Raw genomic sequence first — 23,026 nt, forward strand, 5'->3', positions numbered from 1 at the left:
ACTCATCCAGTTCTACGGGGGTCCCGGGCCCCTGGCAACGACCCCTCTTACTAGTGGCCCTCGCAGCCGGGGCGCAACGACCCCCCGAGGCGCGGACGGGTATCCGCGCAGGTGGGGGCGGGTGTGTGGGGGTGGGCATGGGACGTTCAAGGACTACTATCCCGCCTCGTATGTGACCTAGGTCCTGTGGGGCGGGTCACCGCCCAACCACCCCGAACTCACCCTCCGTGGCCGACCGTACCCCTTTCAGGGGAAGGCGAGCGGGCTTTTCAGCCCCCGGATCGAAGGCCACAGGACCAGCGAAGGCTGCCGTTCACGCGGTCCGCGCCCGCGGCCACGGGGCCGGTGGCGGGGAACGGTGGCGTCGCCGGGTGGTTCGTGCGGCGTGTCCGTCGTGCACGACCGCGGAAGCCCCGGACCGCTGCCTAGCGTGGGCCCATGAGCACCCGCACGCCACCGCCCAGCGCCGGGTACGGCATCCGGTTCGCCCGGTCCTCCGAGTCCGGGGCGGTCGCCGCCCTGCTGGCCCGCGCCTTCTCCGACGACCCGGTCATGGCTTGAATGCTCCCCGCCCCGGCCGACCGGGAACGCCGGATCGCCCGCTACTTCGAGCTCGCCCAGCGCCAGGTAAGACCCCGCGCGGGCGGGGTCCGGGTCGCCGCGACCGGCGACGGGCGGTTGCTGGCGGCCGCGCTGTGGTCGGGGCCCGGGCGCTGGAAGACCTCCGCACTGGGAGAGCTGGCGGCGCTCCCCCACTACGTACGCGTCTTCGGTCTCCGTGGGATGTCGCGAGCCGGTGAGGTCCAGAACCTCCTGCACGGTGCCCATCCGGACGCGCCCCACTGGTACCTGCCGTCCGTGGGAACGGACCCGGGGCTCCAGGGGACGGGAGTCGGAACGGCTCTGCTGCGCCAGCAGCTGGCCGACTGCGACAGGATCGGGCAACCCGCCTACCTGGAATCGAGCAAGGCCGCCCATGTCCCCTTCTACGGACGGCTGGGCTTCCGCGTCACCTCCGAACTCCGTCTCCCGCAGGACGGACCCACCCTCTGGCCCATGTGGCGCGAACCCTCGTCAGCGCCGGCCGGCTCGGCGGCAGGTGGTTCGGGTCGCGCCGGATCCCGAGGACCACGCCGCCGGAGCCTGCGGTGACGAGGGTCAGTTCCCCGGCCCCGGCCGCCGGTCCGCGGGTCTTCGGTGTGCGGGTCTTCGGTGTGCGCGGGCCGCGCATGGGCCCGTCGAGCTCGGGTAGTCGCGCCTCCAGACGTCCTGACGGACGACCCACACCTGCGGGTGCGGGCTGCTGACGACACGGAAAGGGGTGCGCATGTCGCACGTCGAGGAGTATGTCGAGGTCAACGTCCCGGTACGCACGGCCTACAACCAGTGGACGCAGTTCGAGGAGTTCCCCGCCTTCATGGAGGGGGTCGAACGGATCGTCCAGCGCACGGACACGCTCACCCACTGGGTGACGAACGTGAACGGTGTGCAGCGCGAGTTCGACGCGCAGATCACCGAGCAGCTCCCGGACCGGCGCGTCGCGTGGATGACCGTCGACGGTGAGGCCCGGCAAGCCGGGCTCGTCACCTTCCAGCCGATCGACGCGACCACCACCAAGGTCGTCCTGCACATGAACTGGGCACCGGACGGCCTGGCCGAGGCGGCCGCGGACAAGCTCGGCTTCGTCAAGCGTCAGGTGGCGGGTGATCTGAAGCGGTTCAAGCTCTTCATCGAATCGCGTGGGGTCGCGACGGGTGCCTGGCGGGGCGAGATCTGAACCGTGGCGGCCTTCCCCGTGGCGACCTTCCCGCCGGGCGGCGGGCGCTCCGGGGACCAACAGTGCGCGATGTGACGGCGGATCGGGTGGCGGACCGGGCCGGGGTACGGGATCAGGCCATGGTTCCGTCACCCGACCGGTCCAACAGGTCTTAGAGTGTGCGCGTGACCGAGCAGAAACCCGAACTCATCGCCGGCCGGTACCAACTGGTCGAACCCATCGGCCAGGGGGGCATGGGCCGGGTCTGGCGCGGCGTCGACCAGCAGCTCTTCGGACGCGAGGTCGCCATCAAGGAGATCCTCTTCCCGGCGGGGATGGACGACGGCGACCGTGCCACGCTGCTCAGGCGTTTCACCGGCGAGGCCCGCGCGGCGGTCACTCTCAGCCATCCCGGGATCATCACCATCCACGACGTCGTCGAGCACAACGGCTCCCCCGTCATCGTCATGGAGTTCATCCGGGGGCAGTCCCTCGCCGCGGCCATCCACCGGCAGGGCCGGCTGCCCGTGCGGCGTGTGGCGGAGATAGGGGCCGCCCTGCTCGGCGCGCTCACCGAAGCGCACGGCGCACGGATCATCCACCGTGACATCAAGCCGGACAACGTGCTCCTGACCAAGGACCGCGTCGTCCTCACCGACTTCGGCATCGCCCACCTCGCGGACGCCACGACCAAGCTCAGCCGGAGCGGGACCGTCATCGGCACCCCGCACTACATGCCCCCGGAACAGCTGGAGGGCAAGCGCCCGACCCCCGCGAACGACTTGTGGGCCCTTGGTGCCACCCTGTACCACGCCATCGAGGGACGCCCGCCGTTCGAGGCCGACGGGCTCCACGCCCTCGCCGTGGCCGTCTTCACCCGCCCCCACCGGCCGCCGGCCCACGCCGGCCCGCTGGCGCCCGTACTGGACGCGCTCCTCACGAAGGACCCGGCGCGACGCGTCGGCGCGGCCGAGGCCGCCGAGCTTCTGGCGTCGGCGCTGCGGTCCTCCCGGTCCCGGGCGGACACGGCCTCGCAGCCCGCCCCGCGCGAGCCGGAAGCTGCGCCCGTCCCGGAAACGAAGCCCTTCCCGGAGGCGGCGACCGAGCATGCCCCGACCCCGACCGCGCGGGAATCGGAACCGGCTTCACCGCTGCCGACGCCCACGGCCGAGGAACCGGCGCACAGGCCCGACACCTTCCCTCAGCCCCTACCGGAGCGGCCGACCACCCCGCCCGTTGCCGTCCCTCCGGCCGAGGACGTGATCTCGCTCGGCCGGCCGGACCAGCAGGGGCGGGAGGAGGGGGCTTCCGCCCGTCGGCGCGCCCTCACGCGGCGCTCCGCCGTTCTGGGAGCGGCCATGGTCACGCTCGCGGCCGGGTCCGTTCTGACCTGGAAGCTGACCGGTGACACCTCGCACGGCGGCGGGGGTTCCGGCGGCGGCTCCACAGCCTCCACCGTCACGGTGGTCATCGGGGTGGACGCGCCGCTCAGCGGCGGCCTGTCGGCCATGGGCGTCGGCATGAAGAACTCCGCCGACCTGGCGGTCAGAACGTCCAACCGGACCGGGCACGTACCCGGCGTGACATTCGAGATCAAGGCTCTGGACGACGAGGCCGCTCCCGCCAAGGGAGGTCCCAACGCCGCTCGGTTCATCGGAGACGCGAAGGTGCTCGGTGTGGTGGGGCCACTCACCTCGTCGGTCGCCAAGACCATGGCGGAGCCGCTCGGACGGGCGAACCTCGTCAACGTGTCACCGTCCAACACCGACCCCGTGCTGACGCTGGGCCCCGACTGGGCCAAGGGCTCCAAGTCCCGCCCGTACGACACCTACTTCCGGACCGTCGCCACCGACGTCGATCAGGGGCCGTTCGCCGCCCGGTACCTGCACGGCGAGGCCGGGAAGCGGAAGCTCTACGTCATCGGCGACGGCAGCGCCTACGGCACCGGTCTCGCTTCCGGGGTCGGGGCCGCGTTCACGAAGCTCGGCGGAACCGTCGTGGGTACGGACCAGATCGATCCCGCGCAGGACGACTTCTCCTACCTGGCCGCCCAGATTCGCTCCTCCGGCGCCGACGCCTTGTACTTCGGCGGCTACTACGACGCCGCCGGACCGCTCTCCCAGCAGCTCAAGCAGGCGGGCGTGACCATCCCCCTGATGGGCGGCGACGGCATCTTCGACCAGCAGTTCCTGACGAAGAACACGAAGGCCGAGGGTGACCTCGCCACGGGCATCGGCGTCCCTGCCGAGGACCTGGAAAAGGGACCGGACTTCCTCGCGCAGTACCAGGAGGCGGGGTACCAGGAGGCGGCCGGTTCCTACGGCCCCTACGCGTACGACGCGACCTGGGCCGTCATCGAGGCCGTGAAGGCCGTGGTGGAGGCCAACGGCGGAGCCCTCCCCGCTGACGCCCGGGCGAAGATGCCGCAGGCCGTGTCGGGGCTGGCGTTCGACGGCGTCACCGGTCGGGTGGCCTTCGACGAGTACGGCGACACGCTCAACCGCCGGCTGACGGTGTACGCGGTGAAGGGCGGCAGCTGGACGACCGTGAAGAGCGGCCCCGGCACCCCCTGAGCCGTCCCGGACACGCCGGAAGCCGTCCCGGACACGCCGGAAGCCGTCCCGGACGCGCCGGAGGCGCCGTGGCTCCCCCCTTGGCAGCCACGGCGCCTCCTGTCCGTCGAGCGACCTACAGCCGCTGCCAGAGCGCCGGGACCACCGGCGGCTCCCAGCCCGTCTGGGCCTGGTGCCCCTGGATACAGCGGTAGCTCGCGCCGCCGTAGGTGACGGTGGCGCCGGCCGCGTAGACGGAGCCGGCCTTCCAGGTGCCGCCCGGCTGGGGGTCACCGGGGCCGGGGCCCGGGTCGGTTCCGGTGACCTTGAGGGTCAGGCCGTAGGAGGACAGGATCGGGTTCAGCGGCTGGAAGAAGGTGGTCCCGCCGCTGGAGCAGTTGCCGGAGCCGCCCGAGGTCACGCCCTGGGCCTGGCTGCCGGAGATGTAGGAGCCGCCGGAGTCACCGGGCTCGGCGCAGACGGTCGTACGGGTGACGCCGGAAATGGTGCCCTCGGGGTAGGTGACGCTGGTGTTGTGCTGCTGGATGGTTCCGCAGTGCCAGCCGGTGGTCGATCCGGAGCGGCACACCGAAGCTCCGACGGGTTGCAGCACCGAGCCGGTGACCTGCACGTTCGCCCCGCCGCTGCCCTTGACGAAGGAGGTGGCGGTCCAGTTGGCGTTCGCCGCCACCCAGGCCATGTCGTTGCCCGGGAAGACGGAGGCCTGGAACGAGCCCTGGGCGACCTGGTTGAAGCCGCTGGTGGTGGTTCCGGCCCGCCCGCAGTGTCCGGCGGTGGCGAAGCCGTTCACCGTTCCCTTGGTGATCGGGAAGCCCACCGAGCAGCGGCCGCTGCCGTTCATGTAGTACGCGTCCCCGCCGCGCAGGTCGTACAGCAGGCGCGGGGCCTCGGCGGTACGGACCACCGTGACCAGTGCCGCGTCCGTCCCGGTGGCCGCCAGCAGGGCGGCCGCTGCCCCGGGCCGGGTCTCCTCCACGACCAGGGTGTTGCCGCGCGGGTCGACGTAGCGGACCGGGGTCCCGGCGGTGGCGGCCCGGTCCAGCGCGGCCTTCGCGGTGTCCAGGTCGGCCAGGGAGCGGCCGACCAGCTTCGCCCGGGCACCGGTGGCCCGTATGGACGCGGTGTCGGCGGCCCGGGTGGTGGCCACGGTCAGGGTCCCCGCGTCGCCGCCGTCCAGCCAGGCTCCGGCGAAGGCCGCGCCGAGCCGGTCCCGCAGTCGGGCGGCGGTGGCTCCCGCCTCGGCCTCGTGGGCCAGGCGGGCCTTGGCCTGTGTGGGGGTCAGGCCGAGGTCGCGACGCATGGCGGCGAGCAGCTCGGGAGGAGCGTCGGCGGTGTGCAGGGTGGCGGAGGCGGACTTCTGCGGGCGCCCGGTGCCGGCGGAATCCGCGGGGGCGGCCGTGGCAGCGGCGCCGGTGGCGGCGAGCAGCAGCCCGGCGGCGGCCAGGGCGGTACACGCCGCGCGGGCGTGTCGCTTGAGCATGGGGGATCTCCTCGGTTCGGTGGGGGGTCAGCGACACCGTAGGAATCCGAACGCCGCGGCGGGAGATGCCGGTTGGCCCCTACCCCGGTGCTATGGCCGCGGTACGCGGCCGGGGGGCGGAGCGTCCTGGTCGCCGGGGACGGCCCTCCGGCGGCGGTTGCGGTGCGCGCGGGCACAGCCGGAGCGTGGCCGAAGCTCAGCCGGCGTGCGGCCCTGGCACAGCCGGGGTGCCGCCGGGATGAGACCGGGGCGCGGCCGGGGCGCGGCCGGGGCGCGGCCATGGTGCGGCCGGGACGCGGCCGGGGCGCGGCCGGGATGAGACCGGGGCGCGGCCGGGGCGCGGCCATGGTGCGGCCGGGGCGCGGCCGGGGCCCCTTCGAGGCCGCGGCCCGTCGCTTCGCGCGTGGCCCCCGTCCCGCCTACGCCCGTTCGGCCAGGGTCGTGGCGACCGCGGCCGCCGACGAGCGGGCCAGCGCCTCCGTGTGCGCGGCCCGCGCGTGCTCCAGCACCGCCGCCGCGTGGGCCGCGGCCCGCCCCGCCGGATGCCAGCCGAGCAGGTGCCTCCACACCAGCGGGCTCCCGGCGAGCGGCCGGGCCACCACCCCGGGGGTCACGGGGAAGGTCGCCCGGCACAGCCCCACGGCCCGCCCGACCTGGACGAGGTGCACGCACGAAGCCGTGTCCGTCTCGTACACGCACGCCGGGGTGAAACCGGCGCGCACGCACGCCGTCGCGAAGCAGTCCCCGAAGCACCCGTCGCCCGGTACGTCGGTCCAGGCCTCGGCGGCCAGTTCCGCCAGCTCGATCCACGGCCGCTGTGCCAGGGGGTGGTCCTCGGCCAGCATCACGTGCACCGGGTCCCGTGCGACCTCCCTCCACGCGAGCCGTCCCGGCCCCGGCGGGGCGCTCTCCCCGCACACCCCGACCAGGGCGAAGTCCAGCCTGCCGGCGGCCACGCCCCCGGCCACCTCGCGTTCCGACCACGAGGTGTACGTGGTCACCGGCACGCCGGGCTCCTGCCGGACGATCCGGTCGACGAGCCCGCCCAGGAGCGGCCCGTGCGTCCCCCCGAGCCGGTAGCCGACCGCGCCCTGCCGGGCGAAGCGCACCGCCTCCTCCTGAAGCTCGCACACGGCCGGCAGCACCACGCGGGCCCGTTCCAGCACCAGCTCCCCGAGCGCGGTGGCCCGTACGCCCTCCCGCCCCCGGAAGAAGAGCGGCCCGTCCAGCGCCCGCTCGATCCGCTTGAGCTGGGTGCTCAGCGCGGGCTGGGTGAGCCCCAGGGCGGTGGCCGCGCGGGTCAGGCTCCCGGCGTCGGCGACCGCTCTGACGATCTTGAGGTGCCTCAACTCCAGATCCATGCACTGAGCTTGGTCCAGACCTGTGCACATGCGCTACGGGTCTACCGCATCCGGAATCGGGCCGGCCGAGGACATCGGGTGTCCGCCCTGCTCAGGAGGGTGCGATGCTTCATGCACGCCGGCAAAGCGCCGGCTCGATGAAAGGTGACTCCCATGGCGGCAGGATTCTCGGAGTGGAAGGTCAACCGGCAGTACTCGGAGAACGACCGTGTCGTTCATTTCGGCAGGCAGTACCGGTGCCTGGTGACGCACAAGTCCAATTCCGCGAGCAATCCGGCGACGACCGTCAAGATGTGGCAGCCCTACGCCGGTTGAGCGGCCCCGCTTTCAGGCCGCACTGCCGGATCGGCGCCGGCGGCGACCACCCCGCGGCACATCGGGCGACGAGCAATTGGAAGCGCTCTCATTCCTCCGTCCGCCCCGGCGCTAGGCTGTAGCCGATCCGGCGACGGCGCAGGTCCGCACCACCTCGCGCGTCGCCGCCCCCCGTCGACGAGGAGCGAGCGCCTTGCCCGAGCAGTCCCCGGGGTCCCGCCCCACCCTGGAAGCCGTCGCGGCGCGTGCCGGGGTCTCCCGGGCCACCGCCTCCCGGGTCGTCAACGGGGGCGACGGGGTCCGCAAACCGCTGGTGGACAAGGTGCTCCGGGCGGTCGACGAGCTCGGCTACGTCCCCAACCACGCGGCCCGGACTCTGGTGACACGGCGGACGGGCGCGGTGGCCGTCGTCATCGCGGAGCCGGAGGTGCGGATCTTCTCGGACCCCTTCTTCTCCCAGCAGATCCGGGGCATCAGCAAGGAGCTGACCGCCCATGACACCCAGCTCGTACTGCTGCTGGTGGAGGGGCCCGGCGACTTCGACCGGATCACCCGATACCTGTCCGGCGGGCACGTGGACGGCGCGCTCGCCTTCTCGCTGCACACGGACGACCCGCTGCCCGCGATCACCCGGCGGGCGGGGATTCCGACCGTGTTCGGGGGTCGGCCCGGCTGGACCGCCGGACCCGGCGAACGGACCGTTCCCTACGTCGACGCCGACAACCGGGGTGGGGCCCGGGTCGCCGTGCAGTACCTGCGGGACCTCGGGCGCGAGCGCATCGCGCACATCGCCGGGCCGCCCGACCAGACCTCGGCGACGGACCGCCTCGACGGCTACCGGGACGTGCTGCTGGACCTGGATCCGACACTCGTCGCTGAGGGCGCCTTCACCGTCGAGAGCGGGGCGCGGGCGATGGCGGAGCTGCTGGACCGGCGGCCCGACCTGGACGCGGTGTTCGTCGCGAACGATCTGATGGCCTCGGGGGCGCTACGGGTCCTGCGCGAGCGCGGGATCGCGGTGCCCGGGCAGGTGGCCGTCGTCGGGTTCGACGACATGGATCCGGTGGCCAAGGAGACCGACCCGCCGCTGACCACCGTCCGGCAGGACATCGAGGGCCAGGGGCGGCTGATGGCACGGCTGCTGCTGCGCGGCCTCGACCGTACGGGGAACGGCGCGGGACCGGACTCGGTGATCACGCCGACCATGCTGGTCCGGCGGGACTCCGCCTGAACCCCGGCGCACGCCGCGTACGGCGGGTCTCCGCCCCGAGGAGCCGGAGACCCGCCGCACGGGATCGTGCCCGTAGGTCTGGTTCATCCACGCGGTGGACTACGCGTACGGGATCCTCAGCACCGCCGCGTCCGTGCCCGTCTGCACCTGCGACGTGCCGTTGCCCAGCGCACTCCAGATCTCCAGGCGGACGGTGCCGTTCTTGAGTTCGCCCAGGCTCCCGGTGACGGACTGCGCGCCGACCGCCTGCGTGTACTCCTCCCAGCCCGCGACCGGGTCGGTCGCGAAGTAGCGGAAGGTTTCGGTGCGGTCGAAGGTGCCGTCACCGGTCAGGTCGTAGCTGACCCGGACCTGCGGGGCGAGCCCGACCTTGGCGCCGGCGTCCACCCGGAGGCGGAACGCGGTGGCGGCCCCGGCGGAGACCTTGCCGGTGACCTGCTTCGCCTCGTAGACGGTCGGCCGGTACGGGGTACCGTCCCGGTTCACGCCGTCGGCGGAGGCCAGGGTGTCCGCGCCGGCCGGGTCGGTGGTGGCGGTGGTGAGGACGCCGCCGCTCTTGAGGCGGAAGGTGTTGCCGGTGGACGGGCCGGGCTCCTCCGGGTCCGGGTCTCCGCCGCCGGGGCCGGTGCCGACGGCCGACGCACGGGCCGGCACGGAAAGGGTTTTGCCGTCCGAGAAGGTCACCGTACGGGCGGTGGAACCGTGGTTGTGCGCGGCGTAGGTGCGGATGCCGTTCTTGGTGAAGACCGCGGAGGTGGGCAGGTCCGCGCTCACCGTCATGTCCGGTGCGCCGAGTGCGCCGAGGGTGTTGATCCAGTGGTAGGTGTGCGCCTTGGACTCGCCTTGCTCGGGTGTGTAATTGCCGTTCGCCCCGTCCCACTTGGCCTTCGCCGACGCCGGATCGGTCAGCGCCTCGAACTCCCAGAGCAGGTCGCGCCACTCCTGGGCCGGGCCGCCGTTCTCGCGCTCCATCTCGGCGATGTTCCGCGTGATGGCGGCCTTCTCACGGGCCAGGTGCAGTGAACCTCCGGTCACGGGAAGGACGTTGATTCCGTGGATCTCCTCCGGGTTGGCGGTCCACCAGGTGGAGTAGGCGGCGCCGCTCCCCCAGACCATGCCGACCGTGCCGTACTTGTAGGAGGCGGGGAAGACCTGCTCGTTCGCGTCGAACCAGTACTGGGTGATCGCCTCGGACTCCGTCGTCAGCAGGTAGCTGCCGAGGTCGCGGAGCGAGGTGTCGCCGGTCGCCGCGCCCCAGAGCACCAGACCGGCGCTGAGGTTGATCGACTCCGACGAGGACTCCTGGTTGTTGCCCGCCGCGAAGCCCTGGTGGCCGGAGGCCCAGCTGTGGCCCGCGTACACGTCGAAGCCGCGCAGGAAGGGGTACGCCGCGTCGGTGCGGCTCGGGTTGGCGGTGTCGCGGATCAGGTGCTTGGTCATCGCGCCCCAGGCCGAGTCCGCCGCCCAGGCCGGGTCGTACTGGGCGATGATCGCCGCGGCGTAGACGTAGTAGCTGTAGTGGAAGTGGTGGTCGTTGAGTTCGGTGTCGCTGCCGTACGAGGCCGGGTAGCCGGTGAGGGTCTTCCAGTCCTTGTCGTAGCTGAACTCGCCCGCCCCGCCCGCCGTGAACCACTCCTGGAGCCGGCCCTTCATCAGGCCGAGGAGTTTGTCGCGGATCGCGGTCTGGCCGATCTGGTCCGCCACGGGCACCAGTTGGGCGAGCCGGCCGAGCGCCTTGCCGGTCCAGTAGGTGTCGGTGGCCCCGGAGAACGGGTCGGAGGCGTTGGCGACCTCACTCAGGTAGCCGGTCAGCCGGGCCCGGTCGACGCCGCCGGAGGCGGGCAGGGCGGGCAGCACGCCGCTGTTCTTCTGGCTGGTGGTGAAGGAGGCGGACTCGCGCACCTTCATGGTGCCGCGCGGTGAGACGTACGTGTACGGGGTCAGCGCGTCGGTGGTGTGCAGCCACTGGTGCCGGTAGAGGGCCTGGAGCGCGCCGCGCTCGGTGCCCTCCTTCGCCTCCGTGGTCAGGGTGTAGGTCGCCCGGACGTCGCCGCCTGCGCTCTGCCAGGCCACCTGGGAGCCGGTGACGAAGCTGAAGGCGTACTTGCGGTAGGTCGCGAGCGCGTCCGTGGAGGGCAGGACGGCGAGCGAGAAGTAGTCCTTGCCCGCGAGTCCGGCGGTGATCGTGGTGCCGGAGACGCTCCAGTCGGCGCCGGTCGGGGCGAAGAGGGCGTAGTGGTGACCGGCGACCGTGATGCCCAGGACGTTGCCGTTGTCCGCGAAGACGGTGGGCGTGGAGGCGGTCGTGACGCGGGCGTCGCCGCCGGAGCCCTTGGCGTACACGAAGGGCATGCCGTGGCCGATGGTGGCCCGGAAGGTGCGGGAGCCGTCCGCCCAGTACGGGGTGACCGTCCAGTCCGACCAGGCGTCGGCCTTGGTGTCGGGAGAGTTGAGACCGGTGAGGCCGACGGTGAGGTCGGCCTTGTGGGCGTATTCGTACTGGCGGCCGTCACCGACGATCGCGGGCGCGGTCGGGTAACCGACCTCCAGGCCGGAGGCCTTGGCCTGGTAGGTGAGGGGGTGACCGTACATGGGGGTGGAGTACGGGTTGTCGCCGTAGCGCTGGTAGGCGAGCGAGGTCCACCAGTCGTTGGTCGGGACCGGCTTGTCCCGGGCGGCCGGAGTGAGTTTGGGGATGACGGGGGCGCCGGTGTTCGTCGTGGGTCCTGACGTGCCGGCGGGCCGCGCGTCGGTGTAACTGCCGGACCCCGCCGGGATGCTGGCGGCGACCGCGGGGGAGGCGGCGGGGCCCAGGCCGACGGCAGCCAGGCCGATGGCCAGGAGCGTCGCCGCTGCGGGTCTGGAGAGGGAGGCTCGCACGAAACTGCACCTCGATCACGTGGGGGGAAGAGCGCTTTCGAGAGCGCTCTCAAGTGCCATGGAACGTAAATCTCCTGAAACCTAGGTGTCAAGAGAGCATGCTTGAAGAGCAGTTGGGCGCAACGCCAAGCCGTTATGTGTTCGAGTCTTGACGGGGAGGGGGTGGTGGGGGACGCTCCAGACGCACGAACTGAGAGCGCTCTCAATCGATGCTCTCAACCAGTGCTCTCAAGCGTTCCGTTCATCCCGAAGTCAAGGGAGGCTTCCCATGCCCATCGCCCGAGCCGCCAAGAGAGCCACGGCCCGCCTCGGCGCCGTCGTCCTCGCAGGGGCCCTCCTCGCCGCCTGTGGATCCGGCGCCTCGCCTGACTCCTCCGACGGCGCGGGCGAAGAGGTCACCCTCACGGTCGACCTCTTCGGATCCTTCGGGTTCAAGGAGGCGGGGCTCTACGAGGAGTACCAGAAACTGCACCCCGGGGTGACGATCAAGCAGAGCGACACCCAGGACGAGGCGGACTACTGGAAGTCGTTCCAGACCCGCCTCGCGGGTGGCGGCGGTCTCGCGGACGTGCAGGGCGTCGAGGTGGGCCGGATCGCGTCGGTCACCCAGCAGCAGTCCGACAAGTTCCAGGACCTGAAGGCGTTCGGGGCCGACAAGCTCAAGGATCAGTTCGCCGAGGCCAAGTGGTCGGCGGCGACCACGAAGGACGGCAAGGTCCTCGGCCTCGGCACGGACGTGGGCCCCGAGGCCATGTGCTTCCGCACCGACCTCTTCCAGCAGGCCGGTCTCCCCACCGACCGCGAGGAGCTCGCGAAGAAGTGGTCCACCTGGGACGGCTACCTGGAGCTGGGCAAGGAGTACAAAAAGAAGGCCCCCGCCCAGAGCGCCTGGCTGGACAGCGTCGGATCCCTCTACGGGGTCATGATCGGCCAGGAGAAGGAGCGGTACTACAACGCCGCCGGCGAGATGATCTACGAGACGAACCCGGCGGTCAAGACGGCCTGGGACACCTCCGTGAAGGCGGCCGAGGCCGGCCTGAGCGCCAAGCTCGACCAGTGGTCCCCGCAGTGGAACCAGGCCTTCGCGGCCGGTTCGTTCGCCACCATCCCGTGCCCGGCCTGGATGCTCGGCTACGTCAAGGGCCAGGCCGGTGCCGCGGGCCAGGGCAAGTGGGACGTCGCCAAGCTCCCCGGCGGCGCGGGCAACTGGGGCGGCTCGTACCTCTCCATCCCCCGTGCGGCCAAGCACAAGGAGGAGGCGTACAAACTGATCGAGTGGCTCACCGCGCCCGAGCAGCAGGCGAAGGTCTTCCAGAAGCAGGGCAACTTCCCCTCCTCGACGGGAGCGATCGCGAAGATCGCGGATGCCAAGGACCCGTACTTCTCGGGCGCCCCGATCGGCCGGATCTTCGGTGAAGCGGCCAAGGAGTCCCCGGTCCAGGTCCTGGGCGTGCACGACCAGAACGTGATGCAGCAGCTCACGAACGCGCTGAGCGAGGTCGAGCGCAAGGGAGTCTCGTCGGACAAGGCCTGGGAGACGGCGAAGAAGGGCGTGGCGAACGTGACCGGCTGACGCCGGCCCTCCTGCCCTCGTACCCCCTCCTGCCCTCGTACCCAATCCTGCCCCGATCCACCGAAGGGCCGCTTCGTGTCCCCCACCTCCACGGCGAAGGCCGGACCCCGCCCGGCCGGGGCCGGATCCGGCCCCGGATCCGGCCCGGACCACGGTCCGGCCGCCGCTCTCCGGCGCAGCTGGCGCAAGGCCTCCCCGTACGCCTACATCGCCCCCTTCTTCACCCTGTTCCTCGCCTTCGGCCTCTTCCCGCTCCTCTACACGGCGTTCGTCTCCCTCTACCGCGTCGAGCTCCAGACGAGCGGCGCGATGGAGTGGCGGGGCATCGCCAACTACACCGCGCTCTTCACCGACACGTACTTCTGGACCGCGCTGCGCAACACGTTCACCATCGGCGTGCTGTCCACCGTGCCGCAGCTCGCGATGGCCCTGGGCCTGGCCCACTTGCTCAACTACAAGCTGCGCGCGCGGACGTTCATCAGGACCGCGGTCCTGCTCCCCTACGCGACGTCCGTCGCCGCCGCCACGCTCGTCTTCGCGCAGCTCTTCGGCCGCGACTTCGGGCTGATCAACTACGTGATCGGGCTCATCGGTGTCGGCCCGGTGGACTGGCAGACGGGCACGGTCGCCTCGCAGATCGCCGTGTCGACGATCGTGATCTGGCGCTGGACCGGCTACAACGCGCTGATCTACCTGGCGGGCATGCAGTCGATCCCGCACGAGCTGTACGAGGCCGCGGCGATCGACGGGGCCTCCCGCTGGCGCCAGTTCATCCACGTGACCCTTCCCGGACTGCGGCCGACCATCGTCTTCACGGTGATCGTTTCCACGATCGGAGCGACCCAGCTCTTCGGTGAGCCCCTGCTGTTCGAGGGGTCGATCTCCGGCGGCATCTCGCACCAGTACCAGACCCTGGGCCTGTACATGTACGAGCAGGGCTGGGGCTTCTTCCACCTGGGGCGGGCCGCGGCCATCGCCTGGGTGATGTTCGTCCTGATCGTGGTGCTCGTCGGGGCCAACGCCCTGATCGCGCGCCGCCGCGCACGCAAGGAGGCCGGCCGATGACCGCGCTCGCCCCACCGCCGGCCGCGCCCGGGAAGCCCCGCCCGCCGCTGGAGCGGCCCGGCAGGCCCCCCTGGTTCCGCAAGGGCGGTGGAGCCGGGAAGACGATGACGGGCGGCTGGATCGCTTACCTCATCCTCGGATTCGCACTGCTGGTCTCGGCGTTCCCCTTCTACTGGACGATCGTCGCGGCCAGCCGGTCCAACGCGGACCTGGCACGGGTGCCGCCGAGCCTGCTGCCCGGCCCGAACCTGATGAAGAACTTCGAGGCGGTCCTCGAAGAGGCCGACATCGGCAAGGCGCTGCTGAACTCGCTGATCGTCTCCGGGTCCGTCACCGTGGGCACGGTGCTCTCCTGCACGCTCGCCGGCTTCGCCTTCGCCAAGCTGAGGTTCCGGGGCCGGGGCGCACTGCTGACGCTGACGATCGGGACGATGATGATCCCGCCGCAGCTCGGTGTGATTCCGCTGTTCATGCTGATCGCCGAACTCCAGTGGGTGAACCAGCTCCAGGCGGTGATCCTGCCGGGTCTGGTGTCGGCCTTCGGGGTGTTCTTCATGCGCCAGTACCTGATCCAGTCGTTGCCGGACGAACTGATCGAGGCGGCGCGCGTGGACGGGGCCTCCACGGCACGCGTCTTCTGGTCGATCGTCATCCCGATCGCGCGGCCGGGGATGGCGGTGCTCGGGATGCTCACGTTCATGGCGTCGTGGAACGACTTCTTCTGGCCGGTCGTCGCGCTGTCCTCACAGGAGCCGACCGTGCAGGTCGCGCTGCGGCAGCTCGGCGGCGGCTACGTCAACGACCAGTCGGTCATCATGGCCGGCACCCTGCTCGGCACCCTGCCGGTGCTGCTCGTCTTCGGCCTGCTGGGCCGGCAGATCGTCGGCGGCATCATGCAGGGAGCGGTGAAGGGCTGACGCGTCCCTGCGTTCCGGTGCCCGGTGCCCGGTGAGAGCCCGGCCCCAGCACGGCCCCCAGCACGGCCCATCCGATCGTCCCCCGCCTCCTACTTCCTGGAGTGTCCGTCTCATGACCGCTGTCGATGCCCGCCCGGCGACCTCCACGGGCACCCGCCCCGGGCCCGGGACGGGGCTCCGTTTCCCCACCGGATTCCGTTGGGGCACGGCCACCGCCGCCTACCAGATCGAGGGAGCCGCGACCGAGGACGGCCGGACGCCCTCCATCTGGGACACCTTCAGCCGCACGCCCGGCAAGGTCCGCAACGGTGACACTGGTGACATCGCCGCCGACCACCTGCACCGGATGCCCGACGACGTGAAACTGATGAAGGAGCTGGGCGTCACGGACTACCGCTTCTCCGTCTCCTGGCCCCGGGTCCAGCCGACGGGGCGCGGCCCGGCCGTGGAGCGCGGCCTGGATTTCTACCGCCGCTTGGTGGACGAACTGCTGGCGAACGGGATCAGGCCGGTCGCGACGCTCTACCACTGGGACCTTCCGCAGGAGCTGGAGGACGCGGGCGGCTGGCCGGAGCGGGACACCGCACACCGGTTCGCCCAGTACGCGGATCTGGTGGCCCGGGCGCTGGGCGACCGGGTGACGACGTGGACCACGCTGAACGAGCCCTGGTGCGGGGCGTTCCTCGGGTACGGAAACGGGGTCCATGCCCCCGGCCGCAGCAGCAACCTCGCCGCGCTGCGAGCCGCCCACCACTTCAACCTGGCGCACGGCGGCGCGGCCCGCGTCCTGCGGGACCGCCTCCCGTCCACCGCCGAGATCTCCCTGACGCTGAACCTCCATGCCCTGCGCCCGTTGACGGACACCCCGGCGGATCGTGACGCGGTGCGCCGGATTGACGCGGTGGCGAACCGGATCTTCATGGACCCGGTCTTCCACGGGCGCCTGCCCCGGGACCTGGTGGAGGATACGGCGGGGGTGACGGACTGGTCGTTCGTCCGGGACGGTGACCTGGAGGTCACGTCCACGCCGATCGACTCGCTGGGCATCAACTACTACTCCCCCAGCGTGGTTTCGGCGGGCTCATCGGCTTCCCCCGCTCCCTGGGCGGGCGCCGAGGAGCACGTGGCGTTCACCCCGGCGGCGGGCCCGCGCACGGCGATGGACTGGCCGGTGGACGCGAACGGCCTGTACGAGTTGCTGACCCGGCTGCGGGACGAACTCCCGCACCTGCCCCTGCTGGTGACGGAGAACGGGGCGGCGTACGACGACTACGCGGACCCGGAGGGGCAGGTCCACGACCCGGAGCGGGTGGAGTACCTGGACGCGCACCTGACGGCCGTGCACCGGGCGATCCAGGACGGCGTGGACGTACGCGGCTACTTCCTGTGGAGCCTGCTCGACAACTTCGAGTGGGCGTACGGGTACAGCAAGCGCTTCGGCATCGTCCACGTGGACTTCGCGTCCCAGCGCCGGACGGTGAAGGACAGTGCGCGATGGTACGCGGAGGTGATCGCGCGGGGTGGGCTGGCGCGGGGCTGAGTGTGGTCTCTCCTGCTCGCGGCCCTGGGCGGATCCCGGGGCCGTAGGCTCGGGCGGTGCACGAAAACGAGATCAAACTCAAGGCCATCGCCGCACTCACCGCTCTGCGCGCGGACGTCGGCGAAGGCATCGCCTCCGACCTGCTCGCGGAAGTGACCCCCGGTCACTTCCTGGTGCCGGAGGGGGCCGGCCCCGAGGAGGTCGGCGGCGCCGTACTCGACCAGCTCTCGGCGCCGCTGAGCGCTCTGGTCAACGGTTTCATCGCCGCCTTCGCGGCGGTCGCCTACGCGTACGACGAAACCGGGGCGGAGCCCGGTACCGACGCGATCCTGCAGGAACTCGCGCTGCGCCTCGCCCGCGAGGACGGCCCCCGGTCGCCCTGACCGGGTGGGGCCGTCTTCGTCAGCGGAGCCCGGTTCTGTGCGGCCGACCGGGAAGACCACGGCTGACCTCGCACGCCGGTTGACGCCGCGGTCGGGGCGGTGTGACGATGCGCCGATGTCGGAGCTGCACGCACGGATGGCCGCCCGGGTCGGTGACCTCACCGGCGTCGTGGTCGCGCGCTGCGTGGCCGAAGCCCCGTTCTACGGGGGACTCCCCCGCCGTACCCTCGAGGGCGAGGTGGCCCGGTCCATCGCGGCCGTGCACGCGCTGTTGCTGAGGGCGCTGCGCGACCGCGCCGCGGGGGCTCCCCTGAGTCCGGGTGACCTGACCCAGCTCATCGAGTGGTCGGCGCGCCGGGCCGAGGAGCGCGTCCCCCTCGAGGCGGTGATCGCCGCGTACCTGATCGGCGCCGAGGTCTGGTGGCAGACGCTGACCGAGGTCGCGGAGCCCGGTGAGCTGGCCGGAGCGGGCGGCAAGCTGCTCGCCTGCCTGCACGCGGCTCTGCCCGCGGTCGTCCTCGCCCACCAGAATGCCCAGGAGGACATCCACAGCGAGGACAAGCGCGTACGGAGGGCCCTGCTCGGCGCTCTGCTCGCCGGACGTCCGTACGAGGAACTGGCGGACCTGGCACGGGTGCCCGTGGAGGGTGAGCACGAGGTGGTCGCCTTCTCCTTCGGGTCCGACCCGCCTACGAGGCTGGTGCAGTCCTCGCTCGACGCCTTCACCGGGATTCCCGTGCTGATGGACCACGTCGCCCGCATCGCCTTGTTGCCGGGCAGGCCCGACGTTCCCGGCCTGGTGGCCCGGCTGGAGGGGGACGTGGGACGGACCGTGCTCGCAGCCGCCGCTCGCTCCTGCGCACCGACGGCCGTCCCGGCGGCGGCGCAGGAGGCCGGCCGCGTGCTGGATCTCGTACGGCGCCTGGGACGCCCGCCCGGCTGCTACCGCCTCGACGACGTGCTGCTCGAGCACCAGATCGCGCGCCCCGGGGACGGCCTCATGCTGCTCGCGGCCAAACTCGACCCCCTGGAAGACCATCCTTTCCTGCTCGAGACGCTGCGCGTGTTCGTGGAGCGGGGGCTCAACCGCCGCCGGACGGCACTGGAGCTGTGCGTGCACCGCAACACCCTGGACTACCGCCTGCAGCGGGTGAGCGCGCTGACCGGACTCGACCTCGCGGTTCCCGCGCAGGCGCGGCTGATCCAGGCGGCGCTCGTCGCCAGGGACCTGGCGGGGCCCGCGGATCACCGCGGTTCCACCGGATGACGGGCGTTCGGCCCGTCATCCGGTCAGAGCCAGAGGCGCAGTTCCTCGTGCCGGGGCGCGAGGACCGGGCCGACGCCGGGGTGGCCGAAGACCATCACGGGCCGATCCGTGTTCCAGCCGGGCCAGCCCGGGTGACCCGTAGCGGCGAAGGCGACCCAGGCCCGGTGCATGGCGTCGGCCAGTGGCTGGGGCGCGCCGGGCCCGGTCAGGTCCTCGGCGGCGCGCAGGTTGTCGAAGACGAAGCCGATTTCCAGCGCATGGCACGCGCCGAGCCCCATCACGGGCGAGCGCCAGGCGAACTCGTAGACGAAGGTGCGGGCGGGCCGGGAGTCGGCGAGGCGGTTGAGCGGTCCCCGTAGCAGCAGGTCGGTGGCGACCTCTCCGAGGATCTCGCCGGGTTTGGCGTGCGGCCGGGTGGCTCGGTACAGCCGCACCACCCTTTGCGGGACACGGAACTTCAGCAGTGCCAGCCGCAGGGTGAACCGGCTGACGCGGTCCACGGCCCCGCCCGGTACGAACCACAGGCGGTACTCCTCCCGGTTGCAGCCCAGCAACAGGTCGGCCTCGGGAAGGGGCGGGGCGGCGGGCACCACGTCTCCGTCGGCCACGATGTGGAATCCGGGACCGCCGCCCATGGGGTCGGACCGGTCGACCACGGCGGCCTGCGTGTCCAGCAGCAGGTCCCGGTCCACCGCCGCGAACGCCTCCGCGGTGGCCGGGATCCGCAGCCTCTTCGCCATCGACCGCACGACCCTCGCGCCCTCGCGGCGGGACACCGTGTGCGGTGGGCCGCTCTGCAGGATCGCCCGGTGGAACAGCCCGGCCGCGCCGGGGCTGGTCATCAGGGCCGCGATGCTGATCGCGCCGGCGGACTCCCCGCACAAGGTGACGTTCGCCGGATCTCCGCCGAAGGCGGCGATGTTGTCGCGGATCCAGGTCAGGGCCGCGATCTGGTCGAGGAGGCCCCGGTTGACGGGGGCGTCGGGGAAGACCCCGAAACCCTCCACGCCGAGGCGGTAGTTGACGGAGACGAAGACCAGACCGTCGCGCGCGAAGGCCGCCCCGTCGTAGAGCGGCAGGCTTGCCGAGCCGTTGCGCAGGGATCCTCCGTGGATCCAGACCATGACGGGCCGCCGGCCGCCCTCGCCGGCGGCCGCGGTCCAGATGTTGAGGTTGAGGCAGTCGTCCCCCGGGATGCTCGGGTCGGGTATCAGCCGGTCGAGGGGCGGACGGTAGGGGCGCTTGGGGGCGGTCGGCCCGTGTTCCAGCGCGTCCCGCACCCCTTCCCAGGGCTCGGCCGCGGCGGGAGCGCGAAAGCGCCGGGTACCGAAGGGCGGGGCGGCGTACGGGATGCCGAGGAAGGTGGCGATGCCGTGGTGGAACCGGCCTCGGACCCTGCCCTGGCCGGTGGTCGCGATGACGTCCATGGCGGTCCTTTCGGGTGCGGACGAGGGCTTGCGGAACGGTTCACCGCGTGGCGAGGCCGTTGCGGCGGATGTCGGACCACGTACCGCTGTCGGCACAGATCCCGCATTCGGCCCCGAAGAACTGGGCGCGCGAGACCTGATCTTCCATCAAGTGGGCCTTGAACCAGGCGGTGGTGGGCGCGGCGAACGGGCCCGGGTCGCCCACGACCGTGAAGTGGTCGGCGCCGCGCAGCTCCCCGTAAAGGGCCGGGATGTGGTCGGCGTCGTCGTAGAAGCCCTTGACCAGGAAGGGGAAGACGATGCTGTCCTTCTGTCCGGCCAGGAGGAGCGCGGGCACGCGCACGTCGTCGATGTCGGCGAGCGGCCCGGGCTGGATGGGCAGGATGGTGTCGATGCGGGAGTCCGCGCCGACGACGATGGCGGCGGCTCCGCCCTGCGAGTGACCGGACGCCCCGATGTGCTCCAGGTCGACACGCCCGTGGAAGGCGCTGCCGGGGTCCGTGTTCCGCTGGGCGAGCAGGTCGATGCCCGCACGCATGGAAATGCCGAGGTTCGACTGGGGGGTGTTGGCGGCGGCGACGATGAAGCCCTGGCTGGCCCAGTGCAGCAACAGTTCGCGGTAGACGACCGGGAAGGCGAAGGTGCCGTTTCCCCACACGATCACGGGATGCCGCCGGTCGCTGGTCGCGATGTCGCGCGGGTAGTAGAGGGTGGTCACCACCCCGACCTCCACCGCTGCGGCGTAGGGGCCGGCAGCGCCGTAGCCGGCGGCGCCGGTACTGGTAGCGGCGGTGGTGGGCGCGGCCGTCGCGCCCGCGCCGGTGGGCACCGCCAGTACGAGCAGGAGCGAGGTCAGAGGTACGAGCAGTCTTCTCCAGAGCACGGCGGACTCCTGATGTCGTCACGGTGAACCGGATGTCCCATCCGGCTCACACCCTTGTCTGATCGCTCATCCTGAAGGACCGTCCGGACCCCGTCTCTGCGCATGCGCGGCAATGAGCGAGAGCGGAGTTTGTGCAACATGCCGAGAGGCGTGACCTCTCACCCCCGCTCCACCAAAGGCGACTTGGCGGTTCCGCGCCATGGCGGTGATCCGCCCGTTCCGGAGGGGGCGCACAGTCCGGCGGACCCGCACGGCCCCGCAGACCCGCGCCCGCGGCGGGCGGGCCCGGTGCCCGGACGGTGACGCTGGTGACCGGGGACCGGGTCTCCCTCACCGGCAGTGGCGCCGCCACGCAGGTCAGCGGGATCACCCCGGCCGGATCCCGACCACCCGGCCGCCCCCCAGGGACACCACGCGCGCCGCCAATTCTTCGCCGCGTGCCGCGTTTCGGCTCGCACACGGGCAGCCTTTGGGCGACGGTGGACCTTCCCCGCACCATTCGCCATTCACCACTCGCCCTTCAAGGAGACCCGTCATGAACTGGACGCTCGAAGTGGTTCTGGTCCCGGTCACCGACATGGACCGGTCGAAGGAGTTCTACGCGGACAAGGTCGGCTTCACCGTCGACCTCGACAGCGAGGTCGCACCGGGCATCCGCATCATCCAGCTGACCCCGCCCGGCTCACGCTGTTCGATCGCGCTGGAGCACGGGATGCCCCCGGCGCCCGGTGCGCGCCAGATGACACCGGGCGCCCTGCAGGGCCTGCAGCTCTGCGTCACCGACATCGAGGCCGCGCGGGAGGAGCTGACGGTGCGCGGTGTGGAGGTGTCGCCGGTGCGGCACGTCGGCGAGAAGGGCTGGGAGGACGGCAAGGGCGACACCTGGAACTCCTTCCTGACCTTCACGGACCCGGACGGCAACGGCTGGGTGGTCCAGGAAGCGCCCTCGGAGCTGTCCGAACGCTGACGGGCTTCAACGCGTTCACGCCTTCTGCCTCTACCTGCTGATCGCCCTCGCCCTCACGGCCGCCCCGGACGCGCTCCTCTGCTTCGGGTGCGTCAGTGGCCCGGTGCCGGAGCCGGCGCGGCCGGGGCCGTGGCCTGGGACGGGGTCTGGGCCGGGCCCTGTTCCCGGATCGCCCAGGGGGATCCGTACGCGGTGAGCAGGTCGAGGAAGGGGCGGGGCGGCAGGGCTTCCGGGCCGAGGATTCCGGACCCGGACCACACGCCGGCGGCGAGCAGTTCGAGTGCCACCACCGGGTTGACGGCGGTCTGCCAGACCACGGCCTGGGAGCCGTACTCGCGCATGGACCACTGGTTGTCGACCACGTGGTAGAGGTACACCTCGCGGGGCAGGTCGTCCTTGGTGCCCTTGACCCAGGTCCCGGCGCAGGTACGGCCGGTCATCCGGTCCCCGAGGGTCGCCGGGTCCGGCAGGCAGGCCGCCACCACGTCGCGCGGTGAGACGCGGACCGGGCTGCCGTCCTCACCGCGGACGGTGACCGGCTCGGTGGAGTCCAGGCCGAGCGCGTGGAGGGTCTTGAGCTTGCCGATGAAGTCGTCGCCGAGGCCGTACTTGAAGGTGACCCGGCGCGCTCCGACCCAGCGCGGGACGAGGAGGACCTCCTCGTGCTCGACGTTGACGCACTCCACGGGGCCGATGCCCTCGGGGAAGTCGAAGACCTCGGGCTCGCTGAAGGGTTCGGTGGTGAACCAGCCGCGCTCGCGCTCGTACACCACGGGAGGGTTCAGGCACTCCTCGATCGTGGTCCAGATGTTGAAGGAGGGAGCGAAGTCGTAGCCCTCGACGGTCAGATCGGCCCCGTCCCGGATGCCGATCTCCTCGATGTCGTCGAAGAGTTCGTCGGCAGCGTAGCGGGCGAAGACGTCCGAGAGGCCGGGCTCCACACCCATGCCGACGAGCGCGAGCCGGCCGGACTTCTCCCACTCCGCGGCCCGTTCGAACTGCTCGTCGCCGAGCTTCACCCCGCAGGTGCCGTAGGGGTCTTCGGGGTGCGGGCGGGACAGGGACATGGCCATGTCCACGTAGTGCGCGCCGGCCGCGAGCGCGGCGTTGAACAGGGGCATGACGAACCGCGGGTCGGTGGCGTTCATCAGGACGTCGCACCCGTGCTCGGTGAGCAGCCGGGCGACTTCCTCCTCGTCGGAGGCGTCCGCGCGGCAGGCGGTGAAACGCCCTTCCGCCGCCCCCAGGGCGGCGACCGCGGCCTCGGCCCGGGCCGGGTCGTAGTCGGCGACGACGAATCGGTCGAAGAAACCGCGGCGGGCGGCGATCTTGACGATCGCGCTCCCGACACCGCCGGCACCCACAAGCAGAACACGCATGACGAGGTCCTCTCTCATTGGGGCGTGCG

The 23,026-nt window shown here is 71.8% G+C and carries 19 protein-coding genes; 13 read left to right on the forward strand and 6 right to left on the reverse strand.

Annotated features, from left to right (window positions below; all coding sequences use genetic code 11):
- Positions 1 to 438 precede the first annotated feature (438 nt).
- The 4 genes from ACIQV3_RS27140 (at position 439) to ACIQV3_RS27155 (ending at position 4,329) form a co-directional block, all read left to right on the forward strand.
- Positions 439 to 561, forward strand: a complete 123-nt coding sequence (locus ACIQV3_RS27140; protein ID WP_403716208.1) for a hypothetical protein — start codon at positions 439 to 441, stop codon at positions 559 to 561.
- Positions 562 to 1,152 (forward strand): GNAT family N-acetyltransferase, encoded by a 591-nt coding sequence (locus ACIQV3_RS27145; protein ID WP_403716210.1) that lies wholly within the window; start codon positions 562 to 564, stop codon positions 1,150 to 1,152.
- A 175-nt stretch (positions 1,153 to 1,327) separates the two neighbouring features.
- A complete protein-coding gene (locus tag ACIQV3_RS27150; protein ID WP_403716212.1) occupies positions 1,328 to 1,777 on the forward strand; it encodes an SRPBCC family protein in 450 nt (149 codons plus the stop codon).
- A gap of 164 nt (positions 1,778 to 1,941) precedes the next feature.
- The gene (locus tag ACIQV3_RS27155) at positions 1,942 to 4,329 is read left to right on the forward strand and encodes an ABC transporter substrate-binding protein (RefSeq protein ID WP_403716214.1); all 2,388 of its coding nucleotides are present in this window, start codon (positions 1,942 to 1,944) and stop codon (positions 4,327 to 4,329) included.
- Positions 4,330 to 4,444: 115 nt separating this feature from the next.
- On the opposite strand, the gene ACIQV3_RS27160 is transcribed toward ACIQV3_RS27155, so the two are convergent.
- Both ACIQV3_RS27160 and ACIQV3_RS27165 read right to left on the reverse strand, forming a co-directional pair.
- Positions 4,445 to 5,809: a carbohydrate-binding protein gene (locus tag ACIQV3_RS27160; protein ID WP_403716216.1), complete on the reverse strand. Its 1,365-nt coding sequence runs from the start codon at positions 5,807 to 5,809 to the stop codon at positions 4,445 to 4,447.
- A 419-nt stretch (positions 5,810 to 6,228) separates the two neighbouring features.
- Positions 6,229 to 7,170 (reverse strand): LysR family transcriptional regulator, encoded by a 942-nt coding sequence (locus ACIQV3_RS27165; RefSeq protein ID WP_403716219.1) that lies wholly within the window; start codon positions 7,168 to 7,170, stop codon positions 6,229 to 6,231.
- A gap of 153 nt (positions 7,171 to 7,323) precedes the next feature.
- Between ACIQV3_RS27165 and ACIQV3_RS27170 the strand changes: the two genes are divergently transcribed.
- Together ACIQV3_RS27170 and ACIQV3_RS27175 are read left to right on the forward strand one after the other, a co-directional pair.
- Positions 7,324 to 7,485, forward strand: a complete 162-nt coding sequence (locus tag ACIQV3_RS27170; protein ID WP_403716221.1) for a carbohydrate-binding protein — start codon at positions 7,324 to 7,326, stop codon at positions 7,483 to 7,485.
- Positions 7,486 to 7,678: 193 nt separating this feature from the next.
- A complete protein-coding gene (locus tag ACIQV3_RS27175; RefSeq protein WP_403716223.1) occupies positions 7,679 to 8,716 on the forward strand; it encodes a LacI family DNA-binding transcriptional regulator in 1,038 nt (345 codons plus the stop codon).
- 99 nt (positions 8,717 to 8,815) lie between these two features.
- Here the strand turns inward: ACIQV3_RS27175 and ACIQV3_RS27180 are convergent, their stop codons facing one another.
- Positions 8,816 to 11,596 carry a glycosyl hydrolase gene (locus ACIQV3_RS27180; protein ID WP_403716225.1) on the reverse strand — a complete coding sequence of 927 codons (2,781 nt, stop codon included), beginning with the start codon at positions 11,594 to 11,596 and terminating at the stop codon, positions 8,816 to 8,818.
- 268 nt (positions 11,597 to 11,864) lie between these two features.
- Between ACIQV3_RS27180 and ACIQV3_RS27185 the strand changes: the two genes are divergently transcribed.
- From ACIQV3_RS27185 to ACIQV3_RS27210, 6 genes are all read left to right on the forward strand, one after another.
- Entirely contained in the window at positions 11,865 to 13,169 is a 1,305-nt protein-coding gene (locus ACIQV3_RS27185; RefSeq protein WP_403716227.1) for an ABC transporter substrate-binding protein, read from the forward strand.
- Between the two features lie 75 nt (positions 13,170 to 13,244).
- Positions 13,245 to 14,234: a carbohydrate ABC transporter permease gene (locus ACIQV3_RS27190; protein WP_403716229.1), complete on the forward strand. Its 990-nt coding sequence runs from the start codon at positions 13,245 to 13,247 to the stop codon at positions 14,232 to 14,234.
- The gene (locus ACIQV3_RS27195) at positions 14,231 to 15,151 is read left to right on the forward strand and encodes a carbohydrate ABC transporter permease (protein ID WP_403716231.1); all 921 of its coding nucleotides are present in this window, start codon (positions 14,231 to 14,233) and stop codon (positions 15,149 to 15,151) included. Before ACIQV3_RS27190 ends, ACIQV3_RS27195 begins: the two co-directional genes overlap by 4 nt.
- Before the next feature lie 112 nt (positions 15,152 to 15,263).
- Positions 15,264 to 16,691 carry a GH1 family beta-glucosidase gene (locus tag ACIQV3_RS27200; RefSeq protein WP_403716234.1) on the forward strand — a complete coding sequence of 476 codons (1,428 nt, stop codon included), beginning with the start codon at positions 15,264 to 15,266 and terminating at the stop codon, positions 16,689 to 16,691.
- 56 nt (positions 16,692 to 16,747) lie between these two features.
- Entirely contained in the window at positions 16,748 to 17,074 is a 327-nt protein-coding gene (locus ACIQV3_RS27205) for a hypothetical protein (protein ID WP_403716236.1), read from the forward strand.
- 115 nt (positions 17,075 to 17,189) lie between these two features.
- Positions 17,190 to 18,341, forward strand: coding sequence for a PucR family transcriptional regulator (locus ACIQV3_RS27210; protein ID WP_403716238.1), 1,152 nt, complete (start codon positions 17,190 to 17,192; stop codon positions 18,339 to 18,341).
- 23 nt (positions 18,342 to 18,364) lie between these two features.
- Here the strand turns inward: ACIQV3_RS27210 and ACIQV3_RS27215 are convergent, their stop codons facing one another.
- Positions 18,365 to 19,768 (reverse strand): carboxylesterase/lipase family protein, encoded by a 1,404-nt coding sequence (locus ACIQV3_RS27215; RefSeq protein ID WP_403716240.1) that lies wholly within the window; start codon positions 19,766 to 19,768, stop codon positions 18,365 to 18,367.
- Between the two features lie 40 nt (positions 19,769 to 19,808).
- Positions 19,809 to 20,651: an alpha/beta hydrolase family protein gene (locus ACIQV3_RS27220; RefSeq protein ID WP_403716242.1), complete on the reverse strand. Its 843-nt coding sequence runs from the start codon at positions 20,649 to 20,651 to the stop codon at positions 19,809 to 19,811.
- A gap of 535 nt (positions 20,652 to 21,186) precedes the next feature.
- On the opposite strand from ACIQV3_RS27220, the gene ACIQV3_RS27225 reads away from it, so the two are divergent.
- A complete protein-coding gene (locus ACIQV3_RS27225; protein ID WP_403716244.1) occupies positions 21,187 to 21,618 on the forward strand; it encodes a VOC family protein in 432 nt (143 codons plus the stop codon).
- A 92-nt stretch (positions 21,619 to 21,710) separates the two neighbouring features.
- Here ACIQV3_RS27225 and ACIQV3_RS27230 read toward each other — a convergent pair whose 3' ends face one another.
- On the reverse strand, positions 21,711 to 22,997 hold the full coding sequence (locus tag ACIQV3_RS27230) for a saccharopine dehydrogenase C-terminal domain-containing protein (protein WP_403716246.1): 1,287 nt from the start codon (positions 22,995 to 22,997) through the stop codon (positions 21,711 to 21,713).
- Positions 22,998 to 23,026: the final 29 nt, after the last annotated feature.

It is taken from the genome of Streptomyces sp. NPDC099050, assembly GCF_044759865.1.
Lineage (GTDB): Bacteria > Actinomycetota > Actinomycetes > Streptomycetales > Streptomycetaceae > Streptomyces.